15 protein-coding genes are annotated in these 18,260 nt (G+C 71.2%); 1 reads left to right on the top strand and 14 read right to left on the bottom strand.

Annotated features, from left to right (window positions below):
* Positions 1–67 precede the first annotated feature (67 nt).
* From ACIPK4_RS27705 to ACIPK4_RS27685, 5 genes are read right to left on the bottom strand one after another with little or no spacing between them, the layout of a single operon-like run.
* Positions 68–745 carry a potassium-transporting ATPase subunit C gene (locus ACIPK4_RS27705; protein WP_402317181.1) on the bottom strand — a complete coding sequence of 226 codons (678 nt, stop codon included), beginning with the start codon at positions 743–745 and terminating at the stop codon, positions 68–70.
* Between the two features lie 6 nt (positions 746–751).
* Positions 752–2,848, bottom strand: coding sequence for a potassium-transporting ATPase subunit KdpB (kdpB, locus tag ACIPK4_RS27700; RefSeq protein ID WP_402317180.1), 2,097 nt, complete (start codon positions 2,846–2,848; stop codon positions 752–754).
* Entirely contained in the window at positions 2,845–4,509 is a 1,665-nt protein-coding gene (gene kdpA, locus ACIPK4_RS27695; protein ID WP_402317178.1) for a potassium-transporting ATPase subunit KdpA, read from the bottom strand. The genes kdpB and kdpA overlap by 4 nt, the downstream gene beginning before the upstream one ends.
* A 6-nt stretch (positions 4,510–4,515) precedes the next feature.
* Positions 4,516–4,605, bottom strand: coding sequence for a K(+)-transporting ATPase subunit F (kdpF, locus tag ACIPK4_RS27690; RefSeq protein ID WP_063789431.1), 90 nt, complete (start codon positions 4,603–4,605; stop codon positions 4,516–4,518).
* Positions 4,602–4,745 carry a hypothetical protein gene (locus ACIPK4_RS27685; protein ID WP_159044474.1) on the bottom strand — a complete coding sequence of 48 codons (144 nt, stop codon included), beginning with the start codon at positions 4,743–4,745 and terminating at the stop codon, positions 4,602–4,604. The genes kdpF and ACIPK4_RS27685 overlap by 4 nt, the downstream gene beginning before the upstream one ends.
* Positions 4,746–5,066: 321 nt before the next feature.
* On the opposite strand from ACIPK4_RS27685, the gene ACIPK4_RS27680 reads away from it, so the two are divergent.
* The gene (locus ACIPK4_RS27680; protein ID WP_402317173.1) at positions 5,067–5,819 is read left to right on the top strand and encodes a DUF4118 domain-containing protein; all 753 of its coding nucleotides are present in this window, start codon (positions 5,067–5,069) and stop codon (positions 5,817–5,819) included.
* A 108-nt stretch (positions 5,820–5,927) separates the two neighbouring features.
* Here ACIPK4_RS27680 and ACIPK4_RS27675 read toward each other — a convergent pair whose 3' ends face one another.
* The 9 genes from ACIPK4_RS27675 to ACIPK4_RS27635 all read right to left on the bottom strand — a co-directional run bounded on the left by ACIPK4_RS27675 (position 5,928) and on the right by ACIPK4_RS27635 (position 18,208).
* The gene (locus ACIPK4_RS27675) at positions 5,928–7,292 is read right to left on the bottom strand and encodes a carotenoid oxygenase family protein (protein WP_402317171.1); all 1,365 of its coding nucleotides are present in this window, start codon (positions 7,290–7,292) and stop codon (positions 5,928–5,930) included.
* Between the two features lie 83 nt (positions 7,293–7,375).
* Positions 7,376–9,310: an MFS transporter gene (locus ACIPK4_RS27670; RefSeq protein ID WP_402317168.1), complete on the bottom strand. Its 1,935-nt coding sequence runs from the start codon at positions 9,308–9,310 to the stop codon at positions 7,376–7,378.
* Positions 9,311–9,430: 120 nt separating this feature from the next.
* Positions 9,431–11,425, bottom strand: a complete 1,995-nt coding sequence (locus ACIPK4_RS27665; protein ID WP_402317165.1) for an AAA family ATPase — start codon at positions 11,423–11,425, stop codon at positions 9,431–9,433.
* 176 nt (positions 11,426–11,601) lie between these two features.
* Positions 11,602–12,504: an NADP-dependent oxidoreductase gene (locus ACIPK4_RS27660; protein ID WP_402317163.1), complete on the bottom strand. Its 903-nt coding sequence runs from the start codon at positions 12,502–12,504 to the stop codon at positions 11,602–11,604.
* Complete coding sequence (locus tag ACIPK4_RS27655; protein ID WP_402317160.1) at positions 12,501–13,667, bottom strand: acyltransferase family protein; 1,167 nt, start codon at positions 13,665–13,667, stop codon at positions 12,501–12,503. The genes ACIPK4_RS27660 and ACIPK4_RS27655 overlap by 4 nt, the downstream gene beginning before the upstream one ends.
* 103 nt (positions 13,668–13,770) lie before the next feature.
* Positions 13,771–14,553, bottom strand: a complete 783-nt coding sequence (locus ACIPK4_RS27650; protein ID WP_385181492.1) for an alpha/beta fold hydrolase — start codon at positions 14,551–14,553, stop codon at positions 13,771–13,773.
* Between the two features lie 62 nt (positions 14,554–14,615).
* Complete coding sequence (locus tag ACIPK4_RS27645) at positions 14,616–15,815, bottom strand: acyltransferase family protein (RefSeq protein ID WP_402317157.1); 1,200 nt, start codon at positions 15,813–15,815, stop codon at positions 14,616–14,618.
* Between the two features lie 14 nt (positions 15,816–15,829).
* A complete protein-coding gene (locus tag ACIPK4_RS27640) occupies positions 15,830–16,999 on the bottom strand; it encodes an acyltransferase family protein (protein WP_402317154.1) in 1,170 nt (389 codons plus the stop codon).
* Between the two features lie 30 nt (positions 17,000–17,029).
* Complete coding sequence (locus ACIPK4_RS27635; RefSeq protein ID WP_402317151.1) at positions 17,030–18,208, bottom strand: MFS transporter; 1,179 nt, start codon at positions 18,206–18,208, stop codon at positions 17,030–17,032.
* Positions 18,209–18,260 lie beyond the last annotated feature (52 nt).

The raw sequence follows: 18,260 nt of genomic DNA, 5'->3' as shown, positions 1-18,260 counted from the left end.
CCGCGCCGGCGCCCCGGGCGCGGGGCCTGCGCGCCCCACCGGTTCCCCGTCCGTGGGAGGGGCACCGTCAGCTCCCGGTCAGTGCCTTGAGGGCGGTGTTGAGCTCCAGGACGTTGACGCGGGGCTCGCCCATGAAGCCGAGGGTGCGGCCGCTGGTGTGGTCCTTGACGAGCTTGTCGACCTGCTCGACGTCGAGGTGGTTCCGCTCGGCGACCCGGTGGACCTGGATGCGGGCGTACTCCGGGGAGATGTGCGGGTCCAGTCCGGAGCCGGAGGAGGTGATGGCGTCGGCCGGCACGTCCTCGGGCCTGACCTCGTAGGTGGCCGTGGAGTTGTCCGAGACGACCGCGGCCTTGGCGTCGGTGACCAGCTTGACCAGGTCCGGGTTGTCGGCGGCCTTGTTGGTGGCGCCGGAGAGGACCAGCGAGTACTGCGTGTTGACGCTGTTGCCGCCCAAGCCGTTGGAGGGGCGCGGCTGGAACCACTTGAGGTCCGGTTCCGCGGCCTCTTCGGCGTCCTCGGGGTCGCGCTTCGGGAGGTTGTAGGTCTGCCCGATGAGGGAGGAGCCGACGACCCGGCCGCTCCCGTCCTTGATCTCGGAGCCGTTGGCCTCGTCGTTGAAGAGGGCCTGGGCGATGCCGGTGACGGCCAGCGGGTAGACGACCCCGCAGATCACGGTCAGGACGAGCAGGGCGCGCAGGCCCGCGCCGATCAGGCGGACGGTGCTGGATACGGAGTTGTTCATCGTGGGTCAGCCGATTCCGGGGATGAGGGTGATGAGCATGTCGATGATCTTGATTCCGATGAACGGGGCGATCAGGCCGCCGAGTCCGTAGATCCCCAGATTGCGGCGGAGCATCTTGTCGGCGCTGGTCGGCTTGTACCGGACGCCCTTGAGGGCGAGCGGGACGAGCGCGATGATGATCAGCGCGTTGAAGATGACGGCGGACAGGATCGCCGAGTTCGGCGAGTGCAGGCCCATGACGTTGAGCTTGTCCAGACCCGGGTAGACCACGGCGAACATGGCCGGGATGATCGCGAAGTACTTCGCGACGTCGTTGGCGATCGAGAACGTCGTGAGGGCGCCTCGGGTGATGAGGAGCTGCTTGCCGATCTCGACGATCTCGATGAGCTTGGTCGGGTTGGAGTCCAGGTCCACCATGTTCCCGGCCTCCTTGGCGGCCGAGGTGCCCGTGTTCATCGCCACGCCGACGTCGGCCTGCGCGAGCGCGGGCGCGTCGTTGGTGCCGTCACCGGTCATCGCGACTAGCTTGCCGCCGGCCTGTTCCCGTTTGATGAGGGCCATCTTGTCCTCGGGAGTCGCCTCCGCGAGGAAGTCGTCGACACCGGCCTCCTCCGCGATCGCCTTGGCCGTCAGCGGGTTGTCGCCCGTGATCATGACCGTCTTGATGCCCATGCGGCGCAGCTCGTCGAACCGCTCCCGCATGCCCTCCTTGACCACGTCCTTGAGGTGGATGACACCCAGGACGCGGGCGCCCCTGTCGTCCCCGACGGCGACGAGCAGCGGCGTGCCGCCGGCTTCCGAGATCTTGTTCGCGAGGAGGTCGGCGTCGTCGGCCACCTGACCGCCCTGCTCCTTCACCCACGCGATGACGGAACCGGCAGCGCCCTTGCGGGTCTTCCTGCCGTCGACGTCCACACCCGACATGCGGGTCTGGGCGGTGAAGGTGATCCACTCGGCGTGGGCGAGCTCGCCCTGGTGGCGTTCACGCAGGCCGTACCTCTCCTTCGCCAGGACGACGATGGAGCGGCCCTCGGGGGTCTCGTCCGCGAGGGACGACAACTGGGCGGCGGCCGCCAGCTCGGCTTCCGTCGTGCCCTTGACGGGGACGAACTCGGCGGCCCGGCGGTTGCCGAGCGTGATGGTGCCGGTCTTGTCGAGCAGCAGCGTCGAGACGTCACCGGCGGCTTCCACCGCGCGACCGCTCATCGCGAGGACGTTGCGCTGCACGAGCCGGTCCATGCCGGCGATGCCGATCGCGGAGAGTAGGGCGCCGATGGTCGTCGGGATCAGGCAGACCAGCAGGGCCGTCAGTACGATCATCGACTGCTCGGCGTCGGCGTAGATCGCGAACGGCTGGAGCGTGACCACGGCCAGCAGGAAGACGATCGTCAGCGAGGCGAGCAGGATGTTGAGCGCGATCTCGTTCGGCGTCTTCTGCCGGGCGGCGCCTTCGACGAGCGCGATCATGCGATCGATGAAGGTCTCGCCGGGCTTGGTCGTGATCTTGATGACGATCCGGTCGGAGAGGACCTTCGTGCCACCGGTGACGGCGGAGCGGTCGCCGCCGGACTCCCGGATGACGGGTGCGGACTCGCCGGTGATGGCCGACTCGTCGACGGAAGCGACGCCCTCGACGACGTCACCGTCGCCCGGGATGATGTCACCGGCCTCGCAGACCACCAGGTCGCCGATGCGCAGGCCGGTGCCCGGGACCCGTTCCTCGCCGGAATCGGCCAGGCGCCGTGCGACCGTGTCCGTCTTGGCCTTGCGCAGGGTGTCGGCCTGGGCCTTGCCGCGGCCCTCGGCCACGGCCTCGGCCAGGTTGGCGAAGATCGTCGTCAGCCACAGCCAGGCCGTGATGGCCCAGCCGAACCAGTCCGCCGGGTCCTTGACCGCGAGGACGGTGGTGACCACCGACCCGACGAGGACCACGAACATGACAGGCGACTTGATCATGATGCGCGGGTCGAGCTTGCGCACCGCGTCGGGGAAGGACTGCAGCAGGGCCTTGGGGTCGAACAGTCCACCGCCGACGCGGCCGGCGGACTGGTGAGCCGTGGGGATGTCCTCGTGCGGGGCACGGGTGGGGGTGATGGTGCTCATGATGCGAGCCCTTCAGCGAGCGGACCCAGCGCGAGGGCGGGGAAGTAGGTCAGACCGGTGATGACGACGATCGTCCCGACGAGCAGGCCCGCGTAGAGCGGCTTGTCGGTGCGCAGGGTGCCCGTGGTGGCGGGTACGGGCTGCTGCTCGGCGAGCGAGCCGGCCAGCGCGAGGACGAACACCATGGGCAGGAAACGGCCCAGGAGCATCGCGAGGCCGATGGTGCTGTTGAACCACTGGGTGTCGGCGTTGAGGCCGGCGAACGCGGACCCGTTGTTGTTGGCACCCGAGGTGTAGGCGTAGAGGATCTCGGAGAAGCCGTGCGCTCCCGGGTTGGCCATCGAGTGGGCCGGGGTGGGCAGCGCCATCGCCGCTGCGGTGAAGCACAGCACGAGCGCCGGGGTGATGAGGATGTAGCAGGCCGCGAGCTTGATCTCGCGGGTGCCGATCTTCTTGCCCAGGTACTCGGGGGTGCGGCCGACCATCAGGCCGGCGATGAACACCGCGATGATCGCCATGATCAGCATGCCGTAGAGGCCGGAGCCGACGCCGCCGGGCGCGATCTCGCCGAGCTGCATGCCCAGCAGCTGGATCCCGCCGCCCAGCCCGGTGTAGGAGGAGTGGAAGGAGTTGACCGCACCGGTCGAGGTCAGCGTGGTGGCGACGGAGAAGATCGCGGAGGCGCCGACGCCGAACCGGGTCTCCTTGCCCTCCATCGCCCCGCCCGCGACGTCGAAGGCCGGACCGTGGTGGGCGAACTCGGTCCACATCATCAGCGCGGTGAACCCGAGCCAGATCGTGGCCATCGTGGCGAGGATCGCGTAGCCCTGGCGCAGGCTGCCGACCATGCGGCCGAAGGTGCGCGTCAGCGCGAACGGGATCACCAGGATCAGGAAGACCTCGAAGAGGTTCGAGAACGGGGTCGGGTTCTCGAAGGGGTGCGCGGAGTTGGCGTTGAAGTAGCCGCCGCCGTTGGTGCCGAGTTCCTTGATGACCTCCTGCGAGGCGACGGCGCCGCCGTTCCACTGCCGGCTGCCGCCCAGGAACTGGCCGACCTCGTGGATCCCGGCGAAATTCTGGATGGCGCCGCACGCCACCAGCACGATCGCGCCGATCACGGAGATCGGCAGCAGGATCCGCACGGTGCCGCGGACCAGGTCGGCCCAGAAGTTGCCGAGCTCACCGGTGCGCGAGCGCGCGAAGCCCCGTACGAGGGCCACGGCGACGGCCATGCCGACCGCGGCCGAGACGAAGTTCTGCACCGCGAGTCCGCCGGTCTGCACGACGTGGCCCATGGCCTGCTCGCCGGCGTACGACTGCCAGTTGGTGTTCGCCACGAACGACGCCGCCGTGTTGAAGGCCTGGTCGGGGTCGATCGCGGAGAAGCCGAGCGAGCCGGGCAGGATCCCTTGCGCCCGCTGGAGGGCGTACAGGAACAGGACACTGACCGCGGAGAAGGCGAGGACGCCGCGGAGGTAGGCGGGCCAGCGCATCTCGGCGGACGGGTTGGCGCCGATGACCTTGTAGATCCACTTCTCCGGGCCGTAGTGCCTCTCGGAGCAGTAGACGCGGGCCATGTGGTCGCCCAGGGGGCGGTAGGCCAGCGCGAGCGCGGCGGTCAGTGCGAGGAGCTGGAGCACACCAGCGAGAACGGGACTCATCGGCGGCTAGAACCTCTCCGGGTACACGAGTGCCAGGACGAGGTAACCCAGCAGGGAGACGGCCACGACGAGGCCGACGATGTTTTCGGCGGTCACAGCTTGGCCACCCCTCGGGCGATGAGAGCCACCAGCGCGAAGACCGCGACCGTGGTGACGACGAAGGCCAGATCGGCCATCGTGAGCTCCTGGATGAAGTGATGAAATGGATTTCGGCCAGTACGGCCGATGTAGAGCAAACCCCGGGCTCAGCGGGCCGTTGCGACTCCTTGACGGGCTCCATACGGGCGCAGCGGAACTCTTGATGCCGCCCTGACGCCACGGACGCGCGGCGCCCGCACCGGCGTATTGAGACCCAGTTCCGCCACCGAACGACACGCGCTGACGTCAGACACCCGTCAGGATCGGGTCCGGATGCGTCAGGGAGCCGTCAAGGACATGCCCGGGCCGGAGTGACGGCGGAATACTGAAGGGGTCGAGGGGCGGGCACGGGGCCCGTGCGCATGACCGCGGAGCCGCCCCGATCCTGCCGAGAACTCCGAACCCCTGCGAGGTGGATCATGCGGATCCGGCTTCGTGACGCCGTTGCGGCCGCCGCAGCGCTGTTCGCACCGTTCGCCGTCGCGCTGGCCCTCGTGCCCGTGCGTGCCGACGTATCGCACACCAATGTCGCCCTGGTCCTCGTGGTGGTCGTGGTGGCCGTATCCGCGCTGGGGAACCGGTACGCCGGCGCGCTCGCCGCGCTCTCGGCCGCCGCGTGGTTCGACTTCTTCCACACCGTGCCGTACGAGACCCTCCACATCGAGCAGCGCTCCGACGTCGAGACCGCCCTCCTCCTGCTCGTCGTGGGGCTGGCGGTCTCGCAGCTCGCGGCGCGGGCCCGGCTGCTGGGCGGCGTCGCCGTCGCGGATGCCGGTCACCTCGCACGACTTCACGAGACGGCTCGGTTCGCGCGCTTCAGCACCTCGCCGGACGACGTGGCCGCACACGTACGGCAGGAGCTGGTCGAGCTGCTCGGACTACGGGCCTGCCGCTTCGAGCGCGGCTCCCTGCTCGGGCATCCGGCACGACTGGAGCAGGACGGTTCCGTCACCGTGCCGGACTGGGTGTGGGACCTGGACCGGCAGGGGTGGCCGGAGGGCGAGATCGAGCTGCGCGCCACCTCGGGCGGGCACTACGAGGGCCGTTTCATGATGACGCCCGTCCCCGGCGCCCCCGTCCCCCCGCTGGAGGCGCGGCTGGTCGCGGTCACCCTGGCCGCCCAGGCCGCGGTGCCTCTGGACGCCCCGGCACCGGTCGGCTCCGGAGGCTGAGGCCCCGTCGTGCTGCCCGCCCACGGACGGCGCTGCCGGCCACCGCCCGGGAGGGGGGTGGCCGGCAGCGCCGGGGGGTGTGTGTCGGGGGGTGTGTGTCGGGGGTGATCAGTTCCCGGTGGCCGCCAGGCTGTCGTCGGCGATCCAGGAGCCGTGGATCCCGGCAGGCACCCGCCGCGGCAGGTGGACCGTGGCGATGCGGTCGAGACCTGAGGCGTCGAGGACCAGCAGCTGCGAGGCGTCCTGCTTGAGGTCGGAGACCACGGTCAGCAGGTAGCCGTCGTCCTCGTTGGTCGCCCCGGCCGCGGGGACGAACACCGCTTCGCTGGGCAGACGGGCGTCGCCGACCTGGTGGATGCGGCGGGCGCCGGTGGTGCGGTCGTACTTCACCACGCCGTAGCCGCCGAAGCCCTTCTCGTCCGGGAAGGAGATGGCGTACTGGTAGCGGTTCTCGGCGCCGAGGTAGTCCTCGTTGAGCGTCGGGAACTCCACCGCGAGGTCGTCGACGATCTGCTCGTCGACCGTACCGGCGGCCATGTCGACCACCCAGCGGCGGGTGTACGAACGGGCGTTGGGCTCGGTACCGCGCCCCGGGGCGCCGATCCACCAGTTCCAGGACAGCCGGAACCCCTCACGGTCCACGGTGGGGCCCTCCAGGACGATGCGGCCCCGGCCGTCCTCGTATGCGTTGGAGACGTGCAGCATGTTGCCCGGCTCGATCGAGAACCAGCGGATGTTCTGCGCGCCCTGCTCCCCGCGCGGCATGATCCCGATGCGGGAGAGCTGCTGGTCGCTCCAGCCGTACGGGATGCCGGAGTGCTCGGTCGGGTCGAAGGTGACGTTCCCCTCGATGAAGACCACGTGGCGGCGGGTGATGGCGAAGTCGTGCTTCAGGGAGGCCGTCGCCCCCGGGATCTCCGCGCTGTGGATGATCTCGCCCTTGGCGTCGCAGACGTAGTACGTGAGGAACGGCGGGAAGGGCGAGGACCCGAAGAAGTGGAGCTCGCCGGTGCGCGGGTCCTCCTTGGGGTGCGCGGTCATCGCCGTGCGCAGTTTGCCGCCGAAGTCGTGGGCGCCCACCGTTTCCAGTTCCGGGGTCAGTTCGAAGGGGAAGTTGGACTCGCACAGGGCGAGGAGGCGGCCGCCGTGCTCGATGACATGGGTGCCGGCGGTGCTGGCGCTCAGGTCGGGACCGCGGTCGGTCATGTAGGGGGCGCCTTCGAGGGCGGGGGTCTTGACCCAACGGTTGCGGTACCACTCGGCGCGGCCCTCGCGCAGCCGGATCCCATGAACCATGCCGCTGCCCTTGAACCAGTGCGTCGGCGTGACGCCGGGCTTCGGGTTGTGGCTGTTGCGGAGCAGCCGGCCGGTCAGCTCCGGGGGGAGGGTGCCCTCGACGGTCAGGTCGGTGGCGGTGGCCTCGTCGGTGACGGGGGTGTAGTGGCCGGTCAGGTAGGGCTTGTCGGCGGTCATGTCGGAACCTCTTTCAGGAGATGGAACGGAGAGAAGGAAGGAAGCGATCGGAAGGGAGGGGACCGGAAGGGAGGTCCGGTTGGTCAGGCAGCCTGTTCGGCACGGTGCTTGAGGTGGGTGAGCCAGCTGTCCAGGGAGTCGTGGAGGGCCTCGGCGAGCTCGTGCACCGCGGCGTCGACCGGCTCCCCGCTCCAGGACTCCTCGGTGCGGACGGTGACGTGACCGCCGGTCTGCTCGAACGTCCATACGTGGATGCCGGTGATGCCGTCGACGTCTCCGCCCCAGACGATCCGTTCGCCGGGGACCAGTTCGTGCACGGTGGAGGTGATGTCCAGGCCGTGGGTCAGCCAGCTGAAGGAGTTGCCGGGTATCAGCGGGCCGTCGAGCTCGGCCCGGTCGATGTCGGTGTTCCAGGTGGGCCAGGCCGCGATGTCGGTGTGCAGATCCCACACGGTGGCGAGCGGGGCGTCGATGACGGTGCTCAGGCGGACGGTGACAGGGGCGGTCTCGTCGATGGTGACCACGGGTGTGTTTCCTTTCGTGACGGGCGTGGGGCGGGGGTGGGCCTGAGCCGTAGGCCCCGCCGCGTCGGGGCGCGGCCGGGTGCAGCGGGCCAGGAAGAGTGCGAGGAGTGCGGTGAGGGCCAGGACCGCGGCCGAGACGGTGAAGGCGGCGCGGTATCCGGCGGTGAGCGCCTCCAGGTGCGGCCGGTCGGCCGCGGCGTGTTCGGTGACGGAACCGGCCAGGGTCGCCAGGGCGGCGAGGCCGATGGCACCTCCGATCTGGCGCGTGGTGTTGACCAGGCCGCCGGCCAGCCCCGCGTCCTGCGGGAGGACGCCGTCCACGGCCAGGGCGGTGAGCTGGACGAACGCGACGCTCAGGCCGAGGCCGACCAGGATGCTCGGGCCGAGGACGTCGGCGAGGTAGCTGCCGTGTACGTCGATCCGGGACAGCCACAGCAGGCCGGCCGCCTCGGTGAACAGGGCCGCGGTCACCGTCGCGGTGGCGCCGATGCGCCGGGCGGTCCGGGACGCCACGGATGCGCCGATCATGTTGGCCAGGGCGAGCGGGAGTTGGCCCGCTCCCGTGGCCAGGGGCTGCATCCCGAGGACCTGCTGCTGGTAGAGGGGGAGGAAGAAGAACAGTGCGATCCACACGGAGCCGAGCAGTGCCATCAGCAGGTTGCCCGCGGCGACCCGGCCGGTGCCGAACAGGTGCGGCGGTATCAGTGCGTTCGGCCGGCGGAGCTCGATGACGGAGAACACGGCGAACAGCGCGGCGGCGCCGGCCAGGGCGCCCAGCACCCGCAGGTCCGTCCAGCCCGCGCCGCGTGCGGCGGTCAGGCCCCAGACGAGGCAGGTCAGGGCTGAGGTGACGACGGCGGTGCCCAGCAGGTCGAACCGCCCGTCCTGCCGTCCGGCGGGCCGTGGCACGAGGGCCGCCACGGCGGCCAGGACCACGGCCGTGCCGAGCGCCACGGAGTGGAAGATCCAGGGCCAGCCCCACGCCTGGGTCAGGACACCGCCCAGGAGTACGCCGCCCGCCCCGCCGGCGCCGGAGACCGCCCCCCACACCCCCAGCGCCCTGGCCCGCCCGACGCCGGGCGGGTACAGGTCCATCACGAGGGCGAGCGCGGCCGGGGCGATGGCGGCTGCGCCGAGGCCCTGGACGGCCCGCGCCGCGATCAGCACGCTCGCGGAGCCGGCCAGCCCCGCGGTCAGCGAGGCCGCCGCGAACAGCGCCAGGCCGGCGACCAGGACCCGGCGGCGGCCGAGGAGGTCGGCGGCCCGGCCGCCCGCCAGGAGGAGCGCCCCGAAGGCCAGGCCGTAGGCGTTGACCACCCAGGTGACGCCGCCGTCCGACAGTCCCACCCCGGAGCTGATCTGGGGGAGCGCCACGTTGACGATGGACGTGGCGAGCATGACGGTGAACTGGGCCGCGGCCAGCGCCGCGAGCGCGGCTCCCGGCCGGGGGGCTCCGGCTGCCGCCCGGCCCGTCTTCGTGTGTGCAACGTTCATGTCGCACAGACTCGTGCCGGGCGCTGTCCACTCTCCAGAGCGGACAGCGGCGAGGACTGTCCACTGCTGTCCGCACCCGTCCACCGGCGTACCGGGTGCCCGGGGAACCGCGGGGGTCCGCTACTGCGGGCCGCCGTGCAGCTCCTGGTGCCACAGTGCCTCGCAGAGAAGGTCCAGGCCCTGGCGGACATGTCGCCTGTAGGTTCCGTACGGCAGACCCAGGCGGCGGGCGGCGGCTTCCTGGGTGGGGGCTCCGGAGAAGTAGCCGGCCGTCAGGGCCTCGCGGGCGCGTACACCGCGCGGCTCGCCGGCGAGGTCGTCGACGGCCTGGCGCAGCAGGGCGCGCAGTTCGCCGACCGGATCGGCGAAGTCGGCCGCGAGGCGTGCACGGGTCAGGGCGCAGGCGGCGAAGGCCCGGGGGTCGCGCCAGTGCGACAGGGCCTCGCGGACGGCCTGGTCGAACGCGGTGCGCGAGAAGCCCGAGGGTCCGGAGGGGGCCGGCACCTCGGTTCGGGTGATGACGTGGCGGATCCACGCCTCGACCGGAACCTGCCGCCAGTCGATGCAGAACAGCCCGTACGTGTGCTCGCTGACCCGTGCCCGGATGCCCGTGTCGTGCATGACGCCCTTGAGGCGCAGGGCCCAGGCCTCGGCGTCCCGGTAGACGACGAAGCCGTGTGCGCGGCCCCGGCTGCGGGCGGCTTCCGCCTGGGCGCGGGAGTTGCTCAGGTCGATGACCACGGAGGGGACCTGGTAGCGGGCGGGGTAGATGGAGAACCGGCTCATGCCGATGTGCTCGCCGGGCCGCACGGGGGCGGAGGCCGCCGTGTACTCCCAGGCGGCCGCGACGACGGGGTCGGTGGCGAGGTCCCGGGGGTCGGGCGGGGCCGGCAGCTGCAGGCGGGTCGTGAACGCGACCGGCTCGCCGGTGCTCACCGACCGGAAGACGCTGAACGCCTGCGGCTGGCGCTCCAGCCAGTAGCGCACGAGCTCCGCGGAGGCGTGCCCTTCGGCCTCCTCGGCCATGCGCAGGACGACATCGATGTCGTCGGGCTGCAGGACGCGTTCGTGCACCTCCTCCTCGCGGGTCGACGCACCGCGCCGGGCAGGGCTCTCCAGCTCACGGAACAGATAGAACAGTTCGTCGGGTATGACGCTGACCCGCTCGTCGACGCCCTCGCGCAGCAGGCGCAGGTACTCCTCGGCCAGTCGCTGCCGCATCGCCATGAAGGCGTTGGGGGCGCGCCAGCGCAGGTCCGCGGCCAGGGTCTCGCGCGCTGCGTCGTGCGGGTAGAGGCCCCGGGGGGTGGACTCCATGAACGGCAGCTGCCTCAGCCAGCCGAACAGCTGGTGGGCGTCCTCCTCGGGCAGGACCGCGGCGAGCAGCTCCTCGGACGTCGAATGCGCCTGGGCCACCACCTCCAGGGCGCGCCGGTGCGCCGTCGTCGGCACCTCCCCGATCAGGCCCGCCATCAGGGTGCGCAGGACGTCCGCCGAGGGCGCCCACATCTCCTCGCCGCTCCAGCCTGCGGACCCCGCGGCCGCCGCGAGGGAGAGGGCCAGCGGATTGCCCCCGGCGAAGTGCAGGATGCGCTCCTCCAGTTCGTTCGGGATCCGTGCAGCGGCCAGCAGGCTCCGGGCCTGCCCGTCGGTGAACGGCGTCAGTTCGCCGACGTGCAGGAGCCCGGCCCAGGCGGAGTCGGCGGTCCACTGGGCGTGGGGCGGGATCCGGCCGGCCAGGACCACCAGGGTGCCGTCCGCGGCGCGGGGCAGGAAACGCTGCCACAGCCAGCTCTCCAGCCACTGGCAGTGCTCGAAGGAGTCCACGAACAGGACGGTTCCGGCAACCTCCAGGAGGGGGGCGGCCGCACGCTCGAAGTCGGCCGGGTCGCGGCTGACGAAGCGGCCGTCCAGCTCCAGGAGCAGTCGGCCCGCCGAACGGGCCTCGTCCGCCAGGCACCGCACCAGGGATGACTTCCCGATGCCTCCGGGGCCGTACAGGTAGAACGCGAACGGCGCCTGCGGATCTCCGGCCAGCGCCGTTGCGAAGCGGCCGACCTCCTCTTCCCTTCCGATGAAGGCACGCTCCCGCGCTCTGCTCAGTCTCTCTCCCACGGACGCCACGTCGGCTCCCCTCCCGGGCCTCGGAACCGGGCGGAGTACCCGGATCCTCTTCGAAGAGGGCGGCCCGGGGCGACAGGTTCCCCTCCGGCCACGCGAACGCGTGCCCACCGACCATGAAAACGCCTGCGGGGACGGCCCGTTGGGCCGTCCCCGCAGACCGCGGCCGGTCAGTTCCCGGGCGCCAGCAGGATCTTCCCCCGGGTGCCGCCGGCTTCGAGGAGGGCGTGCGCCCGGGGCGCCTCCTCGAACGGCAGGACCTCGGAGATCCGCAGTGTCAGGTGACCCGCCTCGACGCGGCGCGCCAGGACGTCGAGCATGGGTGCGTCGATCCGTACGCCGTAGACGTCCACGGCGATGGAGCGCTCGGCTTCCGGGACGGCGAAGGGCGTCAGCGAGAGGAAGCGTCCGCCGTCGCGCACCGCCCCGATCGTTTCCGGTCGGCCGGCGGCGTCGACGACCACGTCGTAGGCGCCGGCGGGTAGGGTGTCGGTGTCCGAGAAGACCTCGGCGGCCCCCAGTGCGGCCACGGTACGGGCGTCGCCCGCGCGGGCGAGGCCGGCCGGACGCCATCCGCGCAGGGCTGCCAGCTGGACGGCGAAGCCGCCCACCGCGCCCGCGGCGCCACTCACCAGGAGACGGCCGGAGAAGTCCGGGCCCAGCTGGTTCAGCGCCTGCTCCGCGGTGAGCGCGGCCAGCGGGAGGGCCGCGGCGTGCTCCAGCGCGACGTTCTCCGGTGCGGGCACGGCGAGCGCCTCGGCCAGGGCGACGTACTCGGCGGACACCCCGGCCCCGTCGGCCAGCGGGGAGCGCAGGGCGATGATGCGGTCGCCCTCCGCGAAGCGGGTGCTCCCGGGGCCCGCAGCGACGACGGTGCCGGAGACGTCCCAGCCGACGACGGCGGGCAGGACCGGGGAGGGGATGTCGCCCCGGCGCACGGCGAGGTCCACGGGGTTCACCGCGGCGGCGGCCACCCGGACGAGGATTTCGCCCGGACCCGGCTGCGGCGTCCGCGTCTCGGAGACGGCGAGGACGTCCGGGGGTCCGTAGCTGTTGATGACGACGGCTTTCATGCGGTGTTCGCCTTTCGGGTCCGCCCCAGGTGGCGCATCGCCGGCTTTTCCACTGCCACGTAGAGCAGCCATGCCACGACGAGGGTCGCCAGTGCTTCGAGGACCAGCACGCCGATGCCGGCGGCGGTGCCGAAGAACTTCTCGGGGCCGATCAGTTCACGTACGACGTTGAGCAGGATGAGATGGACCATGTAGAAGGCGAAGGAGACTTCGCCGAGCCAGACCAGTGGCCGGCTGCGCAGCACCGAGGGGCGGCCCGATACGTCCTTGAGGGCGACTGCCGGGATCAGCAGGGCCATCGGAATGACGAAGACCGCGTCGAGGGCGTACAGCCACGGGACGTAGAGGGACAGGGCGTAGGCCGCCACGCAGGCGAGCGCGGCGGGCAGCGGCCGCACGCCGAACCTGCGGCCGGTGACGACGATGCGCGCCATCAGCATCCCGAGCACGAAGTCCAGGGCGCGCACCGGCGGGAGCATGTACACGCTCCAGTACTGCCAGACGGAGGCCGGTGAGCCCTCGGGCATGGGCGGGTTCCCCGGCAGCACCAGGTAGGCGAGGGTGGGGACGGCGATCACCGCGGCGGCGGTCCCGGCGGCCCAGCGCCACAGGTGCTCCGACGGGATCCGCTTGATCCGGCGCAGGAACAGCGGGAAGCAGAGGTAGAAGAAGAGCTCGCAGGCCAGTGACCAGCTGGGCGGGTTGACGCCGAGGAAGACGGAGAACTCAGGGACCCAGGCGTGGACGAGGAACAGGTTGGGCACCGCCTGCCACCACTGGGTGGTGGCACCGGCGAGCAGGGCCAGGGCGAGCACCCAGGTGACGACGTGGTTCGGGTAGATCTTGAAGAACCGTCGGCGCCAGAAGTGCCGGGCGGGGTCGTCCGGCCGCGCCGACCAGGTCAGGACGAATCCGCTGAGGATGAAGAAGAAGCTCACGCCGGCCCAGCCCGCGTTGCTGAACAGCCACCGGTACCCGTCGGCGACGCCCTCGGAGGCGAACGGGTTCAGGGCGGGGAGTGCGAGTGAGGAGTGGTAGCCGAACACCAGCAGGGCAGCGAAGAACCGCAGGCCGGTCAGGGAGGGGAGCCGGCCGTGCACGGCCCGGTGGGGCTCGGTGGCGCGCTCCGTCGGTATCGCGGCAGGTTCCGCGGTCGTGGACAAGGTGTCTCTCCGGAGGAAGGCGGGAGGTGGGCGGGGCCGTGCGGGCGGCCGGAGCGGGCGGGCTGGCGGTACCCGCTCCGGCGCCGCGCAGGCGTGCTGCGGTTCAGTCCCGGTCGAGGAATCCGCCGAGCAGGGCGACGAGTTCGGCCGTCTTCTCGAAGATGACCATGTGGCCGCTCTCCAGTTCGGCGTACTCGCTGCCCGCCACGGCCGCGTGGATCTCGCGCGAGTGCTCGACGGGGATCAGTACGTCCCGGGTGGAGCCGATGACCAGGGTGGGTGCGGTGATGGCGGGGAGGCGGTCGCTGATGTCCACCCGGTGGTCGAGCTCGATCTGCTGCAGCGTCCACGCCTCGGCCTTGATCCCGGCGACGGTGGCCTTGACGCCCTCGCTGCCGAAGCCGGCGAGGAAGGGCGGCGAGAAGATCAGCAGCGCGCTGTACGCGGCGAAGGCCTCCTCGTCGAGGGCGGGGAGCCGCCGCCAGAGGTCGGTGGCCAGCTGCTGGCGCGGGTCGTCGTTGCGGGCCCAGCCGTTGATGACGACGAGGCGGCGGACGAGTTCGGGGTGCTTGGCCGCGGCGGCGGCCGCGACGACGGCGCCCAGGGAGAAGCCGACGATGTCGAACGGCTCGTCGGTGACCGCGCGGGCCGCGCCGATCGCCTGCTCCACCAGCTCGTCCAGGCTGAGCTCGTCCGCGTGCAGCGGCGTCAGGCCACTGCCCGAGCAGTCGGGGGTGATCACGGTGTAGCGGTCGCTGAACTGCTCGCGGATGTGGCCGAACTGGGCTTCGCCGTGACCGCCCGTGCCGTGTACGAACAGCAGGCCGGGGCCGGTGCCCTCCGCGGTGTACTGGACGGGGGTGCCATTGACGTCGATCGTGGGCATGGGGGCTCCTCAGGGTGTGAAGGGGAACGAGGGAGTTGAAAGAAGGGAAGGCCGGTGGGGGGTCAGCGCAGGGCCGGTTCGGGCCGGTGCTCCTCGCGGGGCGTGCCGGGCAGGTCCGACGGCTTGGTACGCGGGCGCGCCCACCGCCGCATGACGGGGCGTTCCACGCACACCAGGAGCAGCCAGCCGACGAGCAGCGTGGCGAGGAAGAAGCCGATGAGGACCAGGACGCCGGGCAGCGGCGCGAAGAGCTGCTCGTCCATCAGCGCGGTGCGGCCGAAGTACATGACCACGTACTGGGCGAGGTAGAAGCCGAAGGAGACCTCGCCGAGCCACTGCATCGTGCGCCCGCGCAGCACCGTCGGGGCGCCGTCGACATCGGCCCGGGCCACCGCGCAGATCAGCACGGACACGGGGATGATGGTCGCGACGTTCAGCCCGTACAGGAACGGCACTTCGAGAGCCACGGCGTAGCCGGCCAGGCACAGCAGCGCCGCCGGAATGATCCTGACCCGGGGGAAGGCCCCCGCCAGCACGAGCCGGGCGAGGATCATGCCGAGCACGAACTCGAACATCCGCACCGGCGGGAAGTTGTACCCGAACCAGAACTCCCACAAGGAGATGCCGAACCCCTCGGGGGTGGGCGGGTGCTGCGGCATCAGGAAGTCGGTGACGAGCTGGACGGCCACCATGCAGGCGACCATCGCGGCCGCCCAGGCCCACAGCGCGCCCTCCTTGATCCGCAGCACGGGCCGGATCAGGAACGGGAAGAGCAGGTAGAAGAGCAGCTCCGAGCATAGCGACCAGCTGGGCGGGTTCACGCTGATGAACGTCGCGTGCTGGGGGAACCAGGAGTGGATCAGGAAGAGGTTCGGCAGCCATGCGGACACCGGCGTCATGGCACCGGCGAACAGCACCATGGCGAGCGCCCACATCACCACGTGGTTCGGGAAGATCTTCAGCAGGCGCCGGCGCCAGAACCCCGTGATCGTGTCGCGGGGCTTGGCCGACCAGGTCAGCACGAACCCGCTGAGGACGAAGAAGAACGAGACGCCCATCCAGCCGGCCTTGCTGAACAGCCAGCGGAAGCCCTCCTCCCAGCCCTGGTCGGCGAAGGGGTTCATGGGCGGATCACTGAACGTCGCGTGGAAGAAGAAGACCAGTGCGGCGGCGATGAAGCGCAGTCCGGTCAGCGAGGGGAGCTTGGATCTGGAGCGCCCGGGGGCCGGGCTCGTGGTGGCGGCCGGAGACGGTGCGGTCATGGGAGGAGGGCCTTTCAGGAGACGTGGGTCAGCCGGCGCTGCGACGGGGACTCGGCGGCAACCGCCGTCCGCCGGTCGCGGGGACGCGCCCAGCGGCGCATGGCGGGACGCTCCACGCAGACCAGGAGCAGCCAGCCGAGGGCGAGCGCCCCGGCGAACTCGGCGGCCACGACGGCGATGCCGGCCGGGGTGGCGTACGTCCGGTGGTCCATCAGCGTCGTGCGCGTGAAGGAGAGGACGATCTGCTGGGCGAGGTAGAAGCCGAAGGAGACCTCCCCGAGCCACTGCATCGTGCGTCCGCGCAGCACCGTCGGCGCGCCGTCGACATCGGCCCGGGCCACCGCGCAGATCAGCAGCGAGACGGGAACGATCGTCGCGACGTTCAGGCCGTACAGGAACGGCACTTCGAGGGCCACGGCGTAACCGGCCAGGCACAGCAGCGCCGCCGGAATGATCCTGACCCGGGGGAAGGCCCCCGCCAGCACGAGCCGGGCGAGGATCATGCCGAGCACGAACTCGAACATCCGCACCGGCGGGAAGTTGTACCCGAACCAGAACTGCCAGACCGTCACGTCGGTGCCCGGTGCGGGCGGGCTGCTCGGCGCCAGGAAGTCGGTGACGAGCTGGACGGCCACCATGCAGGCGACCATCGCGGCCGCCCAGGCCCACAGCGCGCCCTCCTTGATCCGCAGCACGGGCCGGATCAGGAACGGGAAGAGCAGGTAGAAGAGCAGCTCCGAGCAGAGCGACCAGGACGGGGTGTTGAGGCCCATGTGGACGGCCGGGTCGGGGAACCACGACTGGATCAGGAAGAGGTTCGGCAGCCAGACCTTCAGGGGGACCGCCGTGCCGGCGAACAGCACGATGGTCAGCGCCCAGGTGGCGATGTGGTTGGGGAAGACCTTGACCAGGCGCCGGCGCCAGAACCCGGTAACCGAGTCGTGGGGCTTGGCCGACCAGGTCAGCACGAACCCGCTGAGGACGAAGAAGAACGACACTCCCAGCCAGCCGGCCTTGCTGAACAGCCAGCGGAATCCGTCGGCGACGTCCTCGTCTGCGAACGGGTTCATCGAGATGAAGATCAGTGAGGCGTGGAAGAAGAAGACCAGTGCGGCGGCGATGAACCGAAGTCCCGTCAGCGAGGGGAGCTTGGGTCTGGCGGGCGGCGCGAGGCTGCTGGACATGGGCTGGCTCTCTCGTTCGGTGGGGGCGGTTCAGGCGGTCGGCGCGGGGGTGGCGGCCTCGGTGGCGGGGTCCTTCGGGCGGCGGCGGGCGGCGCGCACGGTCTGCGTGAGCAACAGGGCGCCGAGGGCGGTGAACGCTGCGGCGCCGACCGTTACCGCACGGGTTCCGAGGCCCTGGTCGATGAGCTGGCCGCCGGCCCATGAGCCGAGGGCGGCGCCGAGGCCGAACGCGGACATGTTGACGGTGAGGGACAGGGTCGGCGCGTCCGCCGCCGCGGAGAGGACCTTGGCCTGGAGTCCGGGAATCAGGGCGAAGGTCGCCACGGAGAACAGGATCAGGAAGAGGGCCGCGCCGATCGCCGAGGGTGCGGCGAACCAGTACAGGACGCAGACGCCGGCCAGCGTCCAGGACTGGCGGAAGACGGCCGTGTCGGCGGACCGGTCGGCCGCCCTGCCGCCGATGGTGTTGCCGGCGATGGACCCCAGGCCGTAGGCGACGAGCACGGCGGGGGCCCAGGCCGCGGGGAAGTGCCCGACCTCGGTGAGCAGCGGCACCATGTAGGTGATCAGCGTGAACATGCCGCCCGAGCACAGGACGGTGGCCAGTACGGTGCCGACCACCTGCCAGTCCTTGAACACCTTGAGCTCGTGTGCGGCCGAGGTGCCGGCCGTTCGGCCGTCGTCCGGGATCACCAGCAGGATCAGGGCGGCGGCGAGCAGGGCGAGCACGGCGACGCCGGCGAAGGTGGCGCGCCAGTTCAGCTGCTGTGCCACCAGGGTGCCGAGCGGGACTCCGAGCACCGTGGCCAGGTTCACGCCCAGCTGGGTGGCGGCGACCGCGGAGCCCTCGCGTCCCTCGGCGGCCATGCTGCCGGCGGTGACGACGCAGACGGCGAGGAACGTGCCGTGGATGACGGCGGTCAGCATGCGGCCGGCGACCAGGATGCCGAAGGTGGGCGCGAGGCTGGAGACGACGTTGCCCGCGACCGAGACCAGGAGCAGCGCCACGAGCAGGTACTTGCGGCGGATGCGGGTGGAGACGGCGGTGACGAGCGGCCCGCCGACCACCACGGTCAGGGCGTAGACCGTGACGAGGAGGCCGGCGGTGGGGATGGTCACCGACAGGTCTCCGGCCAGGTCGCCCAGCATTCCGCTCGGCGCGAGTTCGGCGGTGCCGACGCAGAAGATGGCCAGGATCAATACAGCCATACGGGACCGCATGGATTGCCTCTCGTGAGCAGCGGGCGGCAGTGGACGAGGC

Source organism: Streptomyces sp. NPDC086989 (assembly GCF_044745505.1).
Lineage (GTDB): Bacteria > Actinomycetota > Actinomycetes > Streptomycetales > Streptomycetaceae > Streptomyces.
The sequence above is the reverse complement of the archived record's forward strand: the minus strand, read 5'-3'. Positions and strand labels throughout refer to the sequence as shown.